Below are 19,655 nucleotides of genomic sequence, written 5' to 3' on the forward strand. Positions count from 1 at the left end.
CGGATCAACTAAGGAAAGCAACTATTTTGATCAACAAAAAAACATACACATTAAAAAGAGAAACAAGAAACGGCAAAGTAATCTTCTATGTCATTCTCACTGATTTCAGACACAAAATAGGCAAATACCCCTATACCCTTACCGCTGACTACGGTACTACTCAAGTAAAGGAGAAAGGAATAATAAACATCACAGCCAAAAAGAATATCGTACTAATACAAGACATCAATCAAAATTTCCGAGCAGTCTACAAAAGAACGCCCACCTTCACGGAGTGGCTTAAATGGGCGACTGAAGTATTAGCCGGTATTACCAAGGAACAGTTGCAGATAAAACTGCAGGCGGGGAGGTAGGGAGGAATTTCCAATTGTTGTTGAATGTAGTATGGTTAACGTATGGGCAAAATAGACACAGAACCAAAAAAGGGAGAAATAGTTATATATAAGACTTCCAAGAATGAGGTCGAGTTAACAGTGCACTTTGAGGGGGAGACTGTTTGGTTGAAACAGAACGAAATAGCTAAATTATTTGGAAAGGAACGTTCTGTCGTAACCAAGCATATTAATCAAATTTTTAAGGATAAAGAAATCGATCAAAAAAGCAATGTGCAAAATTTGCACATTGCAAAATCGGATAAACCGGTATCTTTTTACAGTCTGGATGTCATTTTGGCGGTTGGTTATAGGACAAATTCTGCAAGAGCAATTCACTTTAGAAGATGGGCTACGAATGTATTGAAAGATTATCTTCTGAAGGGCTACGCCGTAAACGAAAAATATCTGTTGGAAGCCAAAAGTCGTTTTAATGATCTGCAAAGTACGGTTGCTTTTTTACAGGAGAAATCCAAACACGAATTGTTGGCCGGGCAGGAACAGGAAATACTGGATTTGCTGAATAATTACGCGAAAACCCTAAGCCTGCTTGAACAATACGACAAAGAAAAATTGCCGTTGGTTAAGAATGGTAAAGGAAAGTTTGTTTTGGATTACCAAACAGCCGTTGGAGTGATTAAGCAAATTAAAAATAAATTGATCGACCGAAAAGAAGCCGGTGATTTGTTTGGGCAAGAAAATGGCGACAAGTTGAAAGCAATTTTTGGGAATATCTATAGACATCACACTATGAAATTGCACTAATTTGCGATAATTCTGGCCTGAACAAGCCAATTTTTTTGAAACATAGTGCTATATGACAGTGTGATGTCTATATCAAACTTTCGGTGGCAAGGATTTGTATTCTTCATTGGAAGAAAAAGCGGCGCACTTGTTGTATTTTGTGATAAAGGACCATCCGTTTGTCGATGGAAATAAGCGAACGGCGGCATTTCTGTTTGTGTATTTTTTGGATAAAAACAACTATCTCTACAAAGAAACGGGTGAGAAAAAAATCAACGATAATGCGTTAACCGCGCTGGCGCTTTTGATTGCGGTCAGTGCGCCGGAGGAAAAGGATAGATTGGTAAAGATTGTTACAAACTTGCTTTTGGATTAATTTGGGCTGTGAATCTGGTTATAACCGTTCTCTAATCGAGGGAAAATTTAACTTGATTTGTCGTCGCGACCACTTCCGATGTGGTGCTCTTCGTCCCGCGAAACCTCGGTGAAGTGGGATCACACGCAATAGTAGGATACCAACATATATAGAATTGTCACTAGATTAGAGAAGAAGACGTCGTCGTTTCCCTCCTTTGTTCAAAGGAGGGCGAGGGTGGATTAAGTTAAGAAGCTAAGATTGTGCTTATCTTCATAATCCCTCCCCGCCTCCCTTTAAATAAAGGGAGGAATCACTATGACTATCCTAAATGACCCACTATTGCGTGTGACCCAGGAAGTGCTGATGCACCACCTCCGATGTGGCCGTTGCGCTTTGCTTGTTTGACATTAATAGGGCTCTCCTTTAAGCTTTCTTCATGTTAAAAATCCGTCTTACCAGAACAGGCAAGAACCGCCACGCGAGTTTTCGTGTCGTGGTTACTGAACATACCAATCCGGTAAAAGGTAAGGCGATGGAATTAGTTGGTTCGTATAATCCGCATGGGGCGGACGGAACAAAACTGACAGTTAAAGCTGATCGGATTAAATATTGGATGTCAAAGGGCGCGGCATTATCCCCAACGGTAAACAATTTGTTGATCGATCAAAAAATTATTGAAGGTAAGAAAGTGCAATCTTGGAAGGCACCGAAGAAAGAAGTTAAACCGGAGGATGCAGTCAAAGTCGTAGCAACACCAGTCACCCCAGAAGCTTCAGTGGCAGAAGTCAAACCAGAAGAAAAATCAGCAGCGTAAGATATTGTTATCCGTTGTCTTTGCGAGGTATTTGTTTTTTTTGCGCGCAAAAAAACAAATACCGAAGCAATCTTCGTGGTGTTGTTTATTAGGGATTCTCCTGCGAAAGGAAAATCCCTAATAAACGTTTGACAGTATTAAAATAAAATGCTATATTGATAACGATGTTTTAAGGCTCATTCTTCCGCCTCATTGGAGCCAAAAGGTTAACAATAACGGAGGAAATTTCAGCTCACGCATCACTGTTCATCCGTAATCCTGCATATACCTATGGCAGAGCGAAAGTCACAAGACGTAGAATTTGTAGAATACGTCATAAAGAGTATCGTCGATCATCCGGACGACGTAAAAGTGGAACGCACCGTTGACGAAATGGGTGTGTTAATTTCGTTGGTCGTGAACCCGGAAGATATGGGCCAAGTAATCGGCCGTTCGGGCGCGACAGCAAAGTCTGTCCGCACGCTATTGCGTGTGATCGGCGCGAGAAACAATGCCCGCGTGAATTTGAAAATTGTCGAACCGGAAGGTTCCACCCGTGGCATTAATAAAGACGCCACCCCTGGAGCACCAGTGGCTCCGAAGGCTGAAAAAGGCGCGGTAGATAAAGAAACCGCGTTGGACGAAGCCATCGACGACCTCAACATATAAGAAATTGAAATTGAAAACACCCCGCGAAGGCGGGGTGTTTTTGTTTGCGAAAATTATTTTCTGTCGTTGATCAGGGACGGCCCCTTTTCTGTTATGACAGAAAAGGGGCCGTCCCTCGTTGATGTCTTGCACGTTAATCTTTATTATGTTATATGTTCTGTTGTCGAAAATTGTACCTTAAACAATCAGGAGTTTATAGATGAACATGCGAGATTTTTGTCGGCAGGTTAAACAGGCAACCAAGAAGCTTGGTTTACGCTGGAGTTACGCTTTGGGCGCGATTCGGTCTCAACGAGTTCTGACGCCTGATGGAGGGCGGGCCTGTTTGTGTCCGCTTACGGCGATCCGTTATTTACAAGTTGGAAGATGGGAAGACTGGACGCTTGCGTCGAATAACCTCGGTCTGAAGGACGACGAACGACGCAAACTGTCGAAAGCGATCGATTGCAAACTTGTCTTTTGCAACCGTGAAGAAAAGAAGTTGCGTCGCAGAATTCTGCGCGCTTGCGGGCAGTGAAACTTCAAGCAACAAGAAGGAGATGAAAAAATGATCTGTCGCATTTATTGTCGCGGATTAAGTTCGGAAATTCATGAACTTCTTGGCGACCTCGAACGCAAGATTGCGGTGGGAGTAATGGACGAAAAGCTTAGAATTCCGCTCGACGAGCTCAAACAGCCGTGGTTCTTTGTTGAGGTTCGGAACGTAGGTGACGCCGGCGTGCCCTTTTGCAGAGTCGAGATTGACGATATTCCTCTTAATCGTTTGGATAGTGGCGCGGAAAGCGCAATCTCAACATTGGAGGGATTGGTTGGAGATGTCTTTAGGGAGCGCGGTGTCTTCAATGTTCCATTGCTCGTTACATTTCATCTTCGTCCGCCACATTCCGTAGTTTCAGGGCTTTGTCCTGTGGTGTAGGTTCGCCGAATGTGTAAGTAGATCGCACCCTCTAATCGGAGGGTTTTTTGTTGCTCTTCGAAACATTTGATCAGTGACCGACCTTGGCGTGCAAGGACGGTCCCAGATTCTGATCTGTTGCTCAATTTAGAAAATGCTACTATTATATCGAATCAATGAAAATCAATATTCTCACTATTTTTCCAAAGCTGTTTGATAGCTTTTTAAACGAGACGCTGATAAAGAAAGCGATCACGGCTAAGCTGTTGGAAATTAATGTTGTCGATATCCGCGCTTACGCGACCGATAAACATCATATAACGGACGAACCGCCTTATGGCGGTGGGCCGGGAATGGTGATGAAGATCGAGCCGATTTTTCGAGCGCTTGAGGCGCTCAAAAAAACGGGAAAGACGGCGCTGATGTCTCCGCGTGGCCGGCAGTTTTCACAATCGGTTGTTGAGGAATATGCAAAACTTGATGAACTAACACTGATTTGCGGGCGCTATGAAGGTGTTGATTATCGTGTGACGGAACACTTGGTTGACGAAGAATTGTCGATCGGGCCATACGTGATGTCGGGTGGCGAAGTGCCGGCAATGGTGGTGGCGGAAGCGGTGTCTAGATATGTTCCTGGAGTTCTGGGTAATTCAGAATCTCTAATAGAAGAAACATTCTCATTAGGGGGCAGGTCGCAGGGGACAGGGGACAGGCGCGTCGACCCTCTACCCTCTACCCTCTACCCTGTACCCTCGTCAGAGTATCCGTGTTATACGAAACCGGAAGAATTTAACGGCTGGAAAGTGCCGGAGGTTTTGTTGTCGGGAAATCACGCGCTAATTAAAAAATGGAGAGAAGAGAATACTCGCTAATTTGAAATTACAAAACAGTGTTTTCAAATTAAGATATTTAGTTATTTCAAATTGATTAAAAATTTCAAATTTCAAATTAAAAATTGGGAACTAAATAGATAAGCATAAATTTGAATTGCTATCCAGTGCTTTTTAGAAAATTTTAAGCTATAATAGAACCAATGTTCTTCCCTCCCTTCATCATTCCCATCGTTGTCGGTGTTTTTACCCAGCTCTTAAAGGTGTTTTTTAAAGGTAATCGCGTTCCTGATCCAGACCATACGCGTTTTGATATGTTGCCACAGTATGGTGGAATGCCATCGGCGCACACCGCTTTTGCGACATCATTGGCTACGCTTGTTAGTCTAACGGATGGAATTGGTTCAAATAGTTTTGCGATTGCGATTTGTGTGATGATTTTTATTTTGGATGATGCGCTACGTCTTCGGGTATTTTTGGGACGTTTTGGGGTGGCGATCCGTCGCCTATTAAAACTTCTGCCGGAAGAAGAACAAAAAACAATGCCACACATTGAAGGGCGTATCGGTCATCGTGTTTCAGAAGTTATTGTTGGGGCGTTTGTGGGAATCATCGCTACAATTCTTCTTTGGATTTTGGATCAACGATTGTAGGGCTGTTTGTTTATACGGTATTGTTGGTGAGTTTATAATTATTAAAGGATAAATATATGAATGAATTGCAACCACAAGTTACAGAGAAAAGAGGGTTAAAATTTCATCTTCTTGCGGGTTTTATTGGTTTTATTGTCATAATTGCCATAGTCGCTGTCCCATTTATTTCTTCATTCATAATTTTTTAATTAGAGGATATGATTGCTCAACCCCCAGATGTTCCGCGTGTCGCGCAGAGTTTTATACACATCTTCTCGCTTGTTAACATAGTGTTTTATTTGCTTATAGTTTTAGTTCCGATTATCGGGATAGTGCTGTTTATAGCTCTTAAGCGTAAGCTGCCTTTTTTCGCTTGGATTTGTTTTTACATTTTCATTTTCGGCTTTTTTCCGGCACTGTTTGTTCTTCAAGCGTTGATCTCTCCTCAGCGATACGCCGGACCGTAGTTTTTCACCTATTCCTCCTTGTGTTGTGGGTGGGGATTTTAATTCTTGTGACTAACATCAATAAGTTACAAAGCAAATAATTATTCTAAAATTGGGTACTAAAACGAAGCCCTTGACATTGTTTTCAACCACTGTAAACTTCATTCCACGTAGATTATTAGTTGGTTCTATTAAGAACCTTTCAGTTCCTTGCATCAATTAGTCTCCCTTAGATAAAATTTTTCGGCGGATTTTCCGCTGAAGTTATTATGAAGGTGGACAGGAAAGAGCGAGATCCCCATTTGTGGAATTTCACTCTTTTTTGTTCGTCTTGCCTGCAAATTTCCCAATTGAATAAGCCTCAAGACAAAAGGAGAAAATAATTTTCTCCGAACAATCGCTTGAAAAGGACGCCGACTTATTTGTATTAAATAAATAAAGTTGGTAGTCCCCCTTCGCTCCTTCGGAGCTATGGGGGACAAAAATCGCTATCGCGATTTTTGGATTTTTCGAGTGATTGCCTAAAGTTCTTCGCACCGTCCCCGGTGCAAGGACTAGTAAAAATAATTCATCTTATTAAGAGTTTGATCCTGGCTCAGGATGAACGGTGGCGGCGTGGATAAGGCATGCAAGTCGAACGCCTAACTCGCAAGAGTTAGGAGTGGCAAACGGGTTAGTAATACACGGGTAACATACCCCAGAGCGAGGCACAACTCTCCGAAAGGAGAGCTAATTCCTCGTAATCTCGTCTTTTGAAATTATTGACGAGCATAGGTGGTTGGAGGTTACTCCGACTACCGCTTTGGGAGTGGCCCGTGCTCTATCAGCTAGTTGGTAAGGTAATGGCTTACCAAGGCGACGACGGATAGGGGGTGTGGGAGCACGACCCTCAACATTGGCACTGAGATTAGTTAAATAGTCTCCTGCAAGAGCAATCTTGCAGAAAAACTTAGCTCATAACGGAGAAACCCTTAAAATATTAGTGAGTACGTCTATTGTTTGGTATAATAGATCAATGCTTGCTGACAAAGGGCAACCCCGTGGGAAGTTGATTAAAGCGAAAGCAACAGATTTAGCTTTTGTTGCCGGTTTTTTAGAAGGTGACGGATGTATTTCCGCGAAGATATCTCCACAAACAGAAATGAAGTTTGGTTTCAGAATTAGGGTTATCATAAGTTTTTCACAAAACATGAGAAATCGCGCTATTCTGGAACACGTACAAAAAATTCTGGGAAATATCGGAGTAATTGGAGATTATCCGGAACACGAGAATGGATATTCGGAACTGGTGATAAGAGACAAAGAGGATGTAAAAATAATCTTAAAAAGATTGAAACCCTTTTTGTTTCAAAAAAAGACTCAAGCTGTTCTTGCGGAAAAAATCTTGCAAATTCTGCCAAAAAGGCAGGTGGCGACGAAAGACGCTTTTTTGCAAGCTTTGTCTTTATGCGAAAAAATCAGAGGATTAAACTCTGGCTCTGGGTTAAAGAGTAAACACGACATAAAGACTATTCGGCAAAAAATAATCAACCCCGTAACGACTGAACCCATAAGAGGGTGAGATAGGAACGTGATAATTTTGATACTTTTATCCTATCAGACGCTAAGCTCCAATTATTAACTAATTGGATGAAGGTATAGTCTGCACTCCTTGAAAGAGGGGAATATGTGACTGGCCAAACACCTACGGGTGGCTGCAGTCGAGAATCTTCGGCAATGCGCGAAAGCGTGACCGAGCGACGCCGCGTGATGGATGAAGGCCTTCGGGTCGTAAACATCTTTTCTATGGGAAGAATTTTGACGGTACCATAGGAATAAGGGGTTCCTAACTCTGTGATCCTTAGAAAAGGATGGTGCAGAGGTTGTCTGGCAACAGATAACAGGAAAATTTGGCTTATATGCTGGAACACCTAGTATGTGCGCTCTGCATGAATCATGTTTTATAAAATGAATATGAATTATGCATCATTGAAAAATGACACATCTAGACAATCAGCAGGGAAGTTCTCGATAAAGATTTCGAGTAACCCCTCAGAGACTGATTCTCAAAAAATTATTTTGAGATGAGATAGCGTACCTATTTTGAAACTTTTGAACACTATCAGACGCCAAACTCCACATTAAAAAATGTGGATGATGATATAGTCCATGATATTAGTTGGTTAATTGGGTGGCGATGTCATTTTGACATCTGACCACTGATTTCCAACATCACAATATCGGCCAGCAGGAGCGGTAATACAGAGACCCCAACCGTTATCCGGATTTATTGGGCGTAAAGCGTCCGCAGCCGGCGTGGAAAGTGGTTTGTTAAATCCAGAAGCTCAACTTCTGGGCTGCAGTCCAAACTTCCATGCTAGAGAAATGAAGAGGCATATGGAACTCATGGTGGAGCAGTGAAATGCGTTGATATCATGGGGAACACCAATGGCGAAGGCAGTATGCTGGTCATTTTCTGACGGTCAGGGACGAAAGCGTGGGGAGCGAACGGGATCGATGGTATCTGGTCCCTCGACGAGGCGACTCGTCGTAAAACAATCTGGCTATATGCTGGAACACCCGGTTATTCATGAGTTACGTGTTTGGAAATTGTTTGGTATAATTAAAAAATAATTATCCACAATGCCAATACGTGAAAATACTGCATGTAATACTTTGCGAATAGTCGCAAGGTTACCGGACAATCAGCAGGAAAGACTTCGCCTGATAAGCGAAGAATCCTCAGAGACTACATGCCGGATGTCTCAAGTAAAGTTTAATAAAGCAATTTGAGACAATGATATAGTCCGACCTCTATGGCGACATAGAGAGCATTGGTTATTTACCGAAATACCATGCCACAAAAAATACTCATTTGTATTGATGTGTTAACAATCTGTAGATACCCCGGTAGTCCACGCTGTAAACGATGCACACTAGGCATGGGAGTCACTGACATTTCCGTGTCGTAGCTAACGCGTTAAGTGTGCCGCCTGGGTAGTACGGCCGCAAGGCTAAAACTCAAAGGAATAGACGGGGACCCGCACAAGCGGTGGAACATGAGGTTCAATTCGACGATAAACGAAAAACCTTATCCAAGTCTTGAAAGTCATCAGAATTTTGCAGAAATGCGAAAGTGCCCGCAAGGGAGCTTTTGATACAGGTGCTGCATGGTTGTCGTCAGCTCGTGGTGTGAACTGTTCGGTTAAGTCCGGGAACGAGCGCAACCCTCGTCGCGCGTTATATGTGTCGCGCGAGACTGCCGTCGTCAAGACGGAGGAAGGCGAGGATGACGCCAAATCCGCATGGCCCTCTGAAGACTTGGGCAACACTCGTGTTACAGTGGCCGGGACAAAGGGACGCAAAGCCGCAAGGCGAAGCAAATCCCATCAAACCCGGCCGTGGTTTGGACTGGAGTCTGCAACTCGACTCCACGAAAATGGAATCGCTAGTAACCGTGAATCAGCACGTCACGGTGAATACGTTCTCGGGTTTTGTACTCAAATTTTAAAGGCGCCCGGCAGCGCTTGAATCCAGGAGGTTAAAATCCTCTCCTCTCTTCCCCAAGAGAGCGTAGCCGAAGGACATGACTGACTCTGTAAAGAGCAGTCCGAAGGGTCCGATGTGGCAAAACACAGCCTTCTTATTCGCTAATTTAGCGGAGAGACGTATCGACTTATGCAAAACAGCGGTGAGTCATAAGGAAGATACCAAGAAAATCTCGAATGGATGTGTGGAAGGGAATCAAGCGTGACCCGTGGGAGACCCAGTTTGGAAAATAGGTTTAATGTGGTAAAATGTTCGTATAATGTACGGACTATCATGTTAGCGAAAACTGGGAGTCAGCTGAGTCATAGTACCTTGCTACCAAGCAAGCGAAGGACGAAGCCTGTTCTTAAAGCAGATTATATTGTCGGTTTAACCGATGGAGAAGGATGTTTTTATGTGAATGTTCGCGATTCGGCGTCATATCATGCGGGAGCGAGTGTGGAATTACAATTTCACATCAAGCTAAATGCGCGTGATCGTGAATTGCTGGAAGTGGTAAAAGAGAGCTTGGGTTGTGGTGGTGTGTATTTCCAAAAGGAAACACGCGCCAATCACGCGCAATGCTTTCGTTATACCGTTAACTCGCATCAAACAATCATTGAAAAAATAATTCCTTTCTTTAAAAAATATCCTCTGCAAAGTTCATCAAAATTAAAAAGTTTTCAGTATTTCTGCGAAATCGCCGAAATGGTGGAGCAAAAACTACATCATTCTCCGGAAGGTATCGAGAAAATACGAGAGCTGAAAAGTATGATGAACAAAAGAACGGGGCTCGCGTAGTGCGAGAAATTCGCACGCTACGTGGGAACGCGAAATTTACCTAAATTATCGCAATCCGCCCGTCAAGTCAGAAGAGAGAGGGGCACCCGAAGTTCCTGTTTATCAGGACCGAAGGTGACACTCTTGATTAGGACTAAGTCGTTAGAAAGTTGCGACTGCTCTCGGTAACGAGAGACAAAAAAATTGGCTAAATGCTGGAACATCTGTGTATTCGGCACTACGGAACCCACCCTCGTCCCGCTCTTCAAAGCGAGGCTCGCCCAGATGGGCGGCCTCCCTTGATAAGGGAGGGAACGAAACGGTTCTCCCCTTATCAAGGGGAGACGACGAGGGGTTCTGTGAAAATGTGTCCGATGCAGACAATCAGCAGGAAAGGCTTCACATAATACGTGAAGAATCCTCAGAGACTATACGCCAAACTCCGGAAGCCGGATGATAATATAGTCCGATCCTTGTGGCGACATAAGGAATGCGGCAGAAATGCCCGCATCGCACAATATTAAATGTTGTGTAGTAACAATTTGAACAAGGCATCGGTAGCGGAAGCTGTCGATGGATCACCTCCTTTCTAGGGAGCAAAACTAGATTTTATGGTGCAGTCAGTTGTCTTTCGCAAGAAAGACGGCAAAAATATGGAGTTTGCGAAACACTCCAACAACAAAATTCGTTATTGGATAGTTTACTACAGGCAATCACTCGAAGAGTCTAAATAGCTTTTTGAGAAGAGAGTTTTGAGGCTCATATAAAACACGGCGCAAGCGGTGTTTTTTCGATATCGACACAATGAATTTATGTTTATATAATTAAGATATGCAAAGTAATTATGCGATTCAAGCCGTTTGGGTATTAAAAAATATATTGAATACGATTGGCTACCCATTGATCATCGTCGTGGTGCTTGGAATATTTTACAGAATTTGGCCAGGTCTGATGATAGTTTATGCGGTAGCATTTTTTTATTTTATATTTATTGTTGTGCCAGTTACCTTAATACCTGTTTATTCTACGATACGAAGTTTTATTACATTGCGTGTTGGTATAAGTGAAAAAGGGGTAATTTTGAACGTTAATGGGAAAGAACAAATATTCTTATTTGAAGTAATTCGTAATGTGCACTTTATTCAAGATCGTTTCGATCGACGTTTTGCTTTGGGTTCGATTACTATTGAATTAGTGGATAAGAATGGTTTTGGTTATGTTGGTTATGATGGAAAAATATGCGTTGGATTTTCTAAATTAAACAAAAATTATGAGGTAGTTGGTAAAAGGGGTTCCCTTGTGCATATTCCGGGGCTACCAGTCAAATCAGCCCTTGAAATAAAAGAACAGATTATCGAAGGGATGAAACGTTCGCAACTTCAAAATAATGTTTCGCGGATCTGAAAGTTTATTTAAGCAATCACTCGAAGAGTCTAACTCGAGAAACTTGAGGTGAGAAACTGGAAACGGACGCAACGCGTTCGGTTGTTTTTTCGTACCTGTACCACATTCCAAGTGGACCAATCTTGGTCCACTTGGAATGTGGTACAGGTTGGTTGAGCGTCTGTCTGTTGACTAATCCGCAACCATAAACAATAATACAAAGTCGGTTGTTTTGGGGTTCTTTCAAACTTTCTTGCGAAGGATTTTGTCATGACGAAACGAGAAATCAACGTTAACGGTTTGGCCTGGAAGGAAATTCAAAGGCCACTGACTTTCTGGCAATTCCATTTGTGCGCACTGTTGCTTGCTTTGACTTTTGTCTTTACTACAATCTCCGGATTTGGTCAGCCATTTGTCAGCGATGTTTGGACTATGATGATTTTTGGGTTGTTCTGGCTGAGTTTTCTTCTCGTATTTCCGAGCTTCGTTTACCGAAACATAATCGGTATGCCGATCTACATTTGGCGAGACGGCAATGACTTGCAAGTACGCAGAAAGGATTGGTGGCTCAAGAGCGGGTGTCCGAATATTCCACTGGTACCGGTTTTACAGATCTGGATTGGCGGTTGGTTTCGCTCCGACCGGATTTTCTTTCCGCACCTCGAATTTCCGCCCACCGTGCGCGTAAAATTCGGGATCTTTTCCGGACGGCCGAAACGTCTGCGGTTAAGGGATTGCAATGGCGACGTGCTGGATCTTGGTTACATCGTTGTGGGTGATTACAGCGGGAAAGTTCATTATTGGCTGCTATCTAATTCCAAATACTCTTGGAACGAAAGCCTGTTGTATGATCTTTTAGTAGTACTGGAACAGACCCAGTACGTGTCGCAGATGCTGACGAATCTCGCGACATGTCGGGAGGAACAACGTCCTGTCGCCGGCAGGGTTGGGACGTGAACAAGTTCGTATCAGTCGTATCTCGCTTCATCCTGGAGCGAGTTTTTTGTTAGGGTGTTTCCTTTTATTTGTTCTGAACCTTGTCGAAGGGAAGGAGACTTACAAAAAATTTGCTTGACGCAAATAATAATTTAAGTAATAGTATAAAGTCCGGATTGTCCGGAAGGGGACATTGGTTCATTCAAAATTTACGGGAGGATTTGGTGATGTTTCAAGCCGTAGAATCGATGTACTGCGAAATTGAGCCGGAAGAAGAGTCGCGTACTTGTCGCGATTGCGTGGTGCTTGATCAAGATTTGTTTCCGTTGTCACGACGAACAAATTGTAAGTTTTGGTTTGTTTGGCTTGCTAGCAGTCAATTGTTTGTTTTGCCTCTGGTTTTTGGTTTGCTAGCAAGCAAAATGATTATTTGCACTCTCTACTTTTTCTTGTTTGGTTGGGTGTTGATTGGCTTGTGCGCGCTTCGTGCGCAGTGGATTCGCAACGTCCGCGGTAGTCGGTACTATTTTTCGTTAGACCGTTTATGTTCGATCGGCGAAAAAGAATCCGATGGCATATATGATCCGCCCAATTTACACACGCACATGTATGAGAATGATCGGTATTTGCGTTGCGGAGGCGGGCCATTGTCTTTTGTCAGCGAATTGCTTCCACCAAAGGGTTCAACGGTTGATCGGCCGATGGAAGGAATGATTTTGAAAATCGCGTGGGGATGGCGTAAAAAATGCGAATTGTTCGGATGTCGTTCCAAAAATTGGCCGAGAATTGAAGTCCTGTGGCCGAAAAAAGCCGATGAGTGGGCAATGTTGACGATTTGGGATGAAGAAGGCGAGTCGCATTCCGTTAGGCTTTTTCACATCGGTGAATTGTCAGTTTTTGCAATTGACCACGAGCTGGTTGTGCTGTTAAGGACACTCGCTGCTTGTGAAAATTGGCGTTCTGTCTTGAAGGGCGCGGTGAAGTACGAAGACGCTAAACCTAAAGAACCATTCGCAGTGGCGATGGATGTCGGTGACAGCCCTGTCGGTGACGCAACGATTGCACACAATGACACGCTCTTTGATGAGGTGGCTACCGCTCTTTCGGAAGTTGAACAAGCTGAAAAGAAGAGAGCGTCATCAGCGTCATTTGAATCGGAGGAACATCAGTTGTAGGTCGAACCGCACCGAAAGGAGCGGTTTTTTATTAGGGAGTTTTCTTTTATTTATCCTGAGCCTTGTCGAAGGAAAGGAGACTCCCTAATAAAAACTTGCATAAATGCCAAAAAAAATGTTCAATATGAATCTGGAGACCAGAAATGAGAAACTAGAAGTTGGAACGCACGTTCTGACTTCTGACCTCCGATTTCTGACATCCTAACTAGGGCGCGTAGCTCAGTGGTAGAGCATTACACTGATAATGTAAGGGTCGAAGGTTCAATTCCTTCCGCGCCCACTCGAGATTAGTTTAGCTTTGCTAAACAACCCCAATGTACACAAAATGACCAAACATCCTGTTTGGTTATTTTGCACAAGAATCGAAGAACTCCGAGACTTGCGTGCCAAGAGACACGGAGTCTCGGAGCTACTTCATTAAAGCGCAAAGCCTGTTATATTTGTAGGGCGCGAGCGAGGCAGCTGCCTGCCTCGTGAGAAGGAATTGAACGGTGAGCGATGTTCCGCAGAACCGCGAACCGGTGGTCAGAAACTTGCGTATCAAGGCAGGTTTCGAGACCAATTCCTTCCGCGCCCACTCTCATTGATTAAGTTTTGCGAAGCAAAACTAATCTAATGTACATAAAATAGCTCCACGTCCTGTGGAGCTATTTTACACAAGAAGCAATGAACTCCGAAAAATTTGCCAACAGGCTAATTTTTCGGAGCTACCTATGGCGTTCGCTTTGCGAAACCATACAATGTTGTACACCCCGCCACCGGCGGGGCACAAGAATCGAAGAACTCTCGAAATAAGTTTTGCTTAGCAAAACAATTATGAATGTACACAAACACTGTTTCATGAGCGTCGTGAAACAGTGTTTGCACAAAGATTGAAGAACTCTGGCGTGAGGTTTATCCGCGATAAACCGAGCGGCAGAGCCAGGAGATCTTGCGCGCCCGAAGGCGCGGAGTCTCAGAGCAATAATAATTAAAACGGCCACAAGGCTGTTTTAATTATGGAGGTATATGTTGTAGTATGTAGTTATGGTTGAATTCACTTGGATCGTTGTGGTTGTCGTTCTTTTGTATGTTGGGATTGATTCGTTCAGAAAATCGCGTTCAAAAAACATAAGCCAAGAGGAAAGAAAAAAAGCTTCAAATTATTTAACTAAAATTCTTGTTTTGGTTGCTCTTGCATTTGTTGCCATACTGATTACCTTTGTTATTATTTATGGTGGCGATAGTTTTTTGTTGAAAATATAACCATATGGAATTCAGCTGGAAATCAGTGCTAGCAATAACGGGCGGAATAATCTTTCTTATGCTCTTGCTTTGGTTGTCACCGAGGTGGTTTGTCACGTTCGCTATTGCCGGTGTTGGTTTCACGATGGTTTGGAAGACGGCGAATTGGATTGAAATGTTTGGTCGAATACTTTTTTCTCGAGTTGTTTGATGGGTGTATAAAGATTGATTATGTAAGTCAAACCCATTCCGGCGAAAACATAAAAAACCGGAATGATATCATCGAGAAAGCGTCCGTCCCAATCTTCAAACGTCATCATTACTATCATTGTTTGTCCTACTAAATACAAACAAAGTAGGGCGGAATTTGCTGAAAACTTTGATTTGTTAAACCAGATATAACCCAGCAGATAAATTGGATAGTATGTGTAGATAATCCAATGATTTCGTTGGGTTAGATAAAAAGGTTTGGTGTGCAAAATAAAATAATACAGCTTGATAATGGCCAACTTGGCTACATAAGTGAAATTGTTCATTATAAAAAAGATAATCCCTGGAAGCGAATTTTGATTTGTTTGAGCGTTCATGTGAATTGAAGCGGGAATAGTTATAACTAATTTGTCGTCTCCCCAAATAATTTTTCCCTTAAGAAAAGTATCGACAACGGTCATATGTACAACCATTTTGTCGATTGCCAATAACCAAATTGGCAAACTTAATACAAGTAGTGCAACTAGTGCATTTACGTATAGACGATATTTATTATATTTTCGTAGTTTATAGATGCCATAAATCAAAACTGATATTAAGAGCACAAAGCCCATCGGTCTTATGGTCGATGTCCAAAATACTATAGGCACGATGCAAAAGAGCTGTTTTACATTTTTTGTTCTTGCGACTAAATATAAGGAAATAACGGTCATACTTGTAAACAAGGAGTCGCTTAGGACAAAGAAATTCCAATTGTGAATATCCGTGGCAAAAATATAAAAAATTGTTGCAAATGTGGCCGCAAATTTGCTTTTGCCCACCAAAAAAGTAAGGCGATAGAGACAATAAGCGCAGACAATGGAAAACAGAACCTGTCCGGTAATTACACCAATATTTCCCAGGTGTAAAAAATAAATCAATGCCACATAGTAGTCATAACCCAAATACGCGTTTGCCATTCCCCCCGGAATAAGATGTCCTGAAATAATTTGATTTGCGCCGTAGATGTAGCGACCGGTGTCTCCGCCAAATCTAATTCCTGATGAATTAAAGAGTGCGAACTGTATCGGTAAACAAAAAAGTAAAATGGTGATAATAAGACGATATTTATGAATAATATTGCGGAAATTATTTTTCATTTCTTGACTGCAATTACAAAATTATTCATAAAACATTGGAAATATTGATGTATAAAACCAGAGAATCCATGATTGTGACATAGTTCTTTTAGTGAAGTGAAATCAAAATAATGTTTATGGTCGGAGATTTCCTGAATGCTGATTAGTTTAAGTTTGTATGACAGTATTTCCAGTACGGGTTTACTCCATTTGGTGGGAGTGGTGAGTAGGAGCGTCCCGTGGGGTTTGAGAACGCGAAAAATTTCACTCAACATTAATTGTGGGTTTTCGAGGTGTTCTAGTGTGGCGAGGGAAGTGACGATATCAAAATAATTGCTCTCTAATGGCAGGGGAGAATTAAGGTTGGATTTTATGAGTCGTATTTTTTGATTATTGCTCGCATCAACGGCCATATCGATACCCACGCCAAACTGTATTTTGTCTGAAAAGCGCGTCAGGAGAGGAGCTGAAAAACCACACCCAATGTCTAACAATTTCACATTCTTTCTGATATGTTTTTCAATCTTCTTGAATCGGAAATATTGAAGAATTTTCTCCAGTTGTGGTTCAGGGTTTTGAGCATGAGCGAAAGATCTCATGTGTTAAACAGATTGTATTTAATAATGCAATATAGTGTCTCGATTCCATCCTTAAAGCCGATTTTCTTGCCCTCTTTGTATGTTCGACCATGATAAGAAATTCCCATTTCAAATATTTTGCATTTTCCCGCTTTTGCGATTTTTGCGATTCTGGCGGTAAATTCCGGTTCAAAACCAAATCTTTTTGATTTAAGCTTGGGATAAATTTCATCGAGGATTTGTTTTGTAAATACTTTATAACCGGTTTCCATGTCGGACAGGTTGAGATTGGTAAGCATATTCGAAAAAACGGTAATCCACTTGTTGAAGATGGAGTGCCAGAAGTACAAAACGCGATGTGGTCGGTCTGTTAATAAGCGGGAGCCAAAAACAACATCTGCTTCGCCGTGTAATATGGGTGCAAGTAATATTTTGTATTCTTCGGGTGAATATTCCAAATCCGCATCCTGAATAATAACGATATCCCCACTGACCTGACGGAAGCCCATTTTAAGTGCGGCACCTTTGCCTAGGTTTTTTGAGTACGAACAGATCTTAAATTTATCCTTGTAAGTATTCAAAAACTCTTGAGTCTTATCAGTGCTCCCGTCATTCACTAAAATCATCTCTTTTTCTAAGCCGCAAGTATCGGCAGTCTCGATTCGTTCGACCACTTGTCGGATCGTGCGTTCCTCGTTATAGATTGGAACCACTATAGAAACCTTGGAAAAATAGGTCATTAAGCTTCAAATTAATCAAGAAAAAATGTGGTTACGGTCCTTTTCCGTATCGTATTTTGATTATACAGATATGTCCAATTTTGACGACATGAGGGAATAATTTTCGTTGTGTTGTGGAAGTGCTAGAATAATCTTATGGAATTCACCTGGAAATCAGTCTTAGCAATCACGGGTGGGATAATTTTCCTGATGCTCTTACTTTGGCTTTCGCCAAAGTGGTTTGTGACGTTCGCTATTGCCGGTGTTGGTTTCACGATGGTTTGGAAGACGGCGAATTGGATTGAGATGTTTGGTCGTAACTCTTGGGCGGAAGAGCATCTTAACAGTGGTTTTGGTTCGGGGATGGGTGGCTCGTGGATGCTCTATAAGCTTCTGGGAATTTTTATGATATTTGCCTCGTTTATGTATGTGACAGGACTTTTGCAACAATTGTTGGTAAGCGTGCTCGGAACCTTCTTCGGCGCGGGACAGCAATGAAAGATTTAGTATAAGATGAAAGGGATATTGTTGCTTACGGTAATTTCGCTAATCCATAATGTCGTAAGCAGGAGATTATAAAAGATATGGATATATTGGATGTATTAAATAATATCGTTCCCAATTTGGTTTCCAAAAAATCAACATTGTCGGGATTTCAAAAAAAAATCTATATATTTGATGAAGTAACTGCTTTCATTGGAATTATCAAGCATTTTATTCTGGTTTTGGTGGTTATTTTTGTTTTGGTTCTATTGCGTTTGCCTATTCCAATTATTGTTTTGCTGTGTATGGCGGAAATTGTAAGTGCATCGGTAGGTACATTCATAGGAGTTAAAAAAATAAAAGTGTTATCCGTGGTCGCTACCGAGAATAATGCAAAGAGTTATAAAACAATATTAAAAACTGTTGAATATTATAGACTCATAAGATGTCTTTGCGGTTTCGGGGCTAGTATATTTGTGGTCCTACTGGCCTATATATTTTTTGAGGGCGAAATGTCGAAAATAATCTTCCAGGGCACAACACTGAAGATTGAATATTTTGTAATTGCTTTCTTACTTTATCAGTTTATTATCCTATTTTTTGTTTTTACTGAGTTTATACTGGTAAGAGGGATGTCCGAGAGTGAGGATATGGCTCAAATTGACAAGGAGTATCGATTGATACAAGAAAAACTTCAACTCGTTATGATCCTGCCGACAATGCTAATTGTTGTTGTGGTCACATACTTAATGAAGGATATACCGCCATTTATTCCAATTATTTTTGCAGTTCTTACTCTAATTATGATCGTTCTGAAAACAGTTCAAATAAGACGGTTGTCCAGGGTCACTTTTGGGGTTGTGGATACGTCAATAACTCAACTCAATATTTCAGAATACCAAAATGAAAAAATTGATGGTTCAGTCTTTGGAATCATGAGGATAGGCGTAGGATGGAAACCGCTCATTACGGGTGTTTCTGTGCTTGGTTCAGGTAGGGATTTTTATCCTGAAAATACCTTATTGGTTACAAACTTGAGATTGATAATGATTCAAGTACCAGTAACCGGTTCTGGTAAGATTGTTGGGGATACAGACTATGTCCGTGCAAATTTTTATTTTAACAGAGCAGAAATAAGGCAAAAGGGAATGGAATTACTGGAAAAAAACTCCGTAAACGAACTAATAAAGCTAGCCACAAATTCTGTTTTATTCGAGGATATTAAAACTATTTCTCTTAGAAAAAGACGTATCGTTATTGAAAAAAATGACGGAGAAAAAATAGGTTACTTGTTTGCGGATGACGAATATATCAGTTTACTCAAAGAGTTATTTCAAACGCATTTAACAAATAAGTTTGTCTCTAATTAATATTGACGTTCTCAGCGCGAAAAATTGTTGGGTGGATTCGGGTTAATGGTTAAGAAGTTCTCCGGTCGTGTGGCTGGTTAGGGGAGGCGTCCCTCGAATTTGTTTGGTGTGGTAACAGGATTTTATTGCCATTTTAATGAGATCTTGTTAATAACGAAGATTTCTTATATTGTTTTAGCGTCAGTTCCGACTTCCGAATCCCGATCTCCCGCCCTGCAGGGCGAGGCTCGCCCAGATGGGCGGCTGACATCCGTCTCGGGCCCGTAGCTTCCACCTTCGCTCTGAAATCGTTCAGAGCTTCGGTGGACAAGTAATTGGTCTATAAACCAGATGCTTGCCCACCGTAGCTTTGATAGAATATCAAAGCGGAGGCGGGGGCCCGTAGCTTAATGGTAGAGCACCCGGTTTGTCCGCCAGCAGGCGAGATCTCGCCC

The 19,655-nt window shown here is 42.0% G+C and carries 21 protein-coding genes, 1 tRNA gene and 2 rRNA genes; 21 read left to right on the forward strand and 3 right to left on the reverse strand.

Translation table 11 applies throughout. From position 1 onward, the window contains the following. From Q7S57_00270 to Q7S57_00360, 19 genes are all read left to right on the forward strand, one after another. Positions 1-353 (forward strand): hypothetical protein (locus Q7S57_00270; protein MDO8511687.1); only part of this gene is annotated, 353 nt, incomplete at its 5' end. 42 nt (positions 354-395) lie between these two features. Next, entirely contained in the window at positions 396-1,136 is a 741-nt protein-coding gene (gene rhuM / locus Q7S57_00275; protein MDO8511688.1) for a RhuM family protein, read from the forward strand. 94 nt (positions 1,137-1,230) lie between these two features. Then, positions 1,231-1,491, forward strand: a complete 261-nt coding sequence (locus Q7S57_00280) for a Fic family protein (GenBank protein MDO8511689.1) — start codon at positions 1,231-1,233, stop codon at positions 1,489-1,491. 418 nt (positions 1,492-1,909) lie between these two features. Beyond that, a complete protein-coding gene (gene rpsP, locus Q7S57_00285; protein MDO8511690.1) occupies positions 1,910-2,287 on the forward strand; it encodes a 30S ribosomal protein S16 in 378 nt (125 codons plus the stop codon). 270 nt (positions 2,288-2,557) lie between these two features. Beyond that, the gene (locus Q7S57_00290; GenBank protein ID MDO8511691.1) at positions 2,558-2,935 is read left to right on the forward strand and encodes a KH domain-containing protein; all 378 of its coding nucleotides are present in this window, start codon (positions 2,558-2,560) and stop codon (positions 2,933-2,935) included. Positions 2,936-3,134: 199 nt separating this feature from the next. Then, positions 3,135-3,452: a hypothetical protein gene (locus Q7S57_00295; protein MDO8511692.1), complete on the forward strand. Its 318-nt coding sequence runs from the start codon at positions 3,135-3,137 to the stop codon at positions 3,450-3,452. 30 nt (positions 3,453-3,482) lie between these two features. Then, positions 3,483-3,851, forward strand: a complete 369-nt coding sequence (locus tag Q7S57_00300; protein MDO8511693.1) for a hypothetical protein — start codon at positions 3,483-3,485, stop codon at positions 3,849-3,851. Positions 3,852-4,006: 155 nt separating this feature from the next. Beyond that, positions 4,007-4,702 carry a tRNA (guanosine(37)-N1)-methyltransferase TrmD gene (gene trmD, locus Q7S57_00305; protein MDO8511694.1) on the forward strand — a complete coding sequence of 232 codons (696 nt, stop codon included), beginning with the start codon at positions 4,007-4,009 and terminating at the stop codon, positions 4,700-4,702. A 161-nt stretch (positions 4,703-4,863) separates the two neighbouring features. Beyond that, complete coding sequence (locus tag Q7S57_00310; GenBank protein MDO8511695.1) at positions 4,864-5,313, forward strand: divergent PAP2 family protein; 450 nt, start codon at positions 4,864-4,866, stop codon at positions 5,311-5,313. A 56-nt stretch (positions 5,314-5,369) separates the two neighbouring features. Next, entirely contained in the window at positions 5,370-5,501 is a 132-nt protein-coding gene (locus Q7S57_00315; GenBank protein ID MDO8511696.1) for a hypothetical protein, read from the forward strand. 847 nt (positions 5,502-6,348) lie between these two features. After that, positions 6,349-7,484 (forward strand): 16S ribosomal RNA (locus Q7S57_00320). A gap of 364 nt (positions 7,485-7,848) precedes the next feature. Further along, positions 7,849-9,275, forward strand: a 16S ribosomal RNA gene (locus Q7S57_00325). Between the two features lie 264 nt (positions 9,276-9,539). Next, complete coding sequence (locus Q7S57_00330) at positions 9,540-10,046, forward strand: LAGLIDADG family homing endonuclease (protein MDO8511697.1); 507 nt, start codon at positions 9,540-9,542, stop codon at positions 10,044-10,046. A 590-nt stretch (positions 10,047-10,636) separates the two neighbouring features. After that, complete coding sequence (locus Q7S57_00335; GenBank protein MDO8511698.1) at positions 10,637-10,759, forward strand: hypothetical protein; 123 nt, start codon at positions 10,637-10,639, stop codon at positions 10,757-10,759. Positions 10,760-10,856: 97 nt separating this feature from the next. Continuing rightward, complete coding sequence (locus tag Q7S57_00340; protein ID MDO8511699.1) at positions 10,857-11,429, forward strand: hypothetical protein; 573 nt, start codon at positions 10,857-10,859, stop codon at positions 11,427-11,429. Positions 11,430-11,678: 249 nt separating this feature from the next. After that, the gene (locus Q7S57_00345) at positions 11,679-12,365 is read left to right on the forward strand and encodes a hypothetical protein (protein MDO8511700.1); all 687 of its coding nucleotides are present in this window, start codon (positions 11,679-11,681) and stop codon (positions 12,363-12,365) included. Between the two features lie 206 nt (positions 12,366-12,571). Then, on the forward strand, positions 12,572-13,519 hold the full coding sequence (locus Q7S57_00350) for a hypothetical protein (protein MDO8511701.1): 948 nt from the start codon (positions 12,572-12,574) through the stop codon (positions 13,517-13,519). 208 nt (positions 13,520-13,727) lie between these two features. Next, positions 13,728-13,799, forward strand: a tRNA-Ile gene (locus tag Q7S57_00355). Between the two features lie 746 nt (positions 13,800-14,545). Further along, entirely contained in the window at positions 14,546-14,764 is a 219-nt protein-coding gene (locus tag Q7S57_00360) for a hypothetical protein (GenBank protein ID MDO8511702.1), read from the forward strand. Between the two features lie 119 nt (positions 14,765-14,883). On the opposite strand, the gene Q7S57_00365 is transcribed toward Q7S57_00360, so the two are convergent. The 3 genes from Q7S57_00365 to Q7S57_00375 are packed head-to-tail and all read right to left on the reverse strand — an operon-like array spanning position 14,884 to position 17,389. Next, positions 14,884-16,092: a hypothetical protein gene (locus Q7S57_00365; protein ID MDO8511703.1), complete on the reverse strand. Its 1,209-nt coding sequence runs from the start codon at positions 16,090-16,092 to the stop codon at positions 14,884-14,886. Further along, positions 16,089-16,670 (reverse strand): class I SAM-dependent methyltransferase, encoded by a 582-nt coding sequence (locus tag Q7S57_00370; GenBank protein ID MDO8511704.1) that lies wholly within the window; start codon positions 16,668-16,670, stop codon positions 16,089-16,091. Before Q7S57_00370 ends, Q7S57_00365 begins: the two co-directional genes overlap by 4 nt. Continuing rightward, positions 16,667-17,389 carry a glycosyltransferase family 2 protein gene (locus Q7S57_00375; GenBank protein ID MDO8511705.1) on the reverse strand — a complete coding sequence of 241 codons (723 nt, stop codon included), beginning with the start codon at positions 17,387-17,389 and terminating at the stop codon, positions 16,667-16,669. Before Q7S57_00375 ends, Q7S57_00370 begins: the two co-directional genes overlap by 4 nt. A 135-nt stretch (positions 17,390-17,524) precedes the next feature. Between Q7S57_00375 and Q7S57_00380 the strand changes: the two genes are divergently transcribed. Continuing rightward, positions 17,525-17,866, forward strand: coding sequence for a hypothetical protein (locus tag Q7S57_00380; GenBank protein MDO8511706.1), 342 nt, complete (start codon positions 17,525-17,527; stop codon positions 17,864-17,866). Between the two features lie 86 nt (positions 17,867-17,952). Then, entirely contained in the window at positions 17,953-19,221 is a 1,269-nt protein-coding gene (locus tag Q7S57_00385; GenBank protein MDO8511707.1) for a hypothetical protein, read from the forward strand. The last annotated feature ends 434 nt before the right edge of the window (positions 19,222-19,655 follow it).

Source organism: bacterium, from assembly GCA_030647555.1.
Classification (GTDB): domain Bacteria; phylum Patescibacteriota; class Andersenbacteria; order UBA10190; family CAIZMI01; genus CAIZMI01.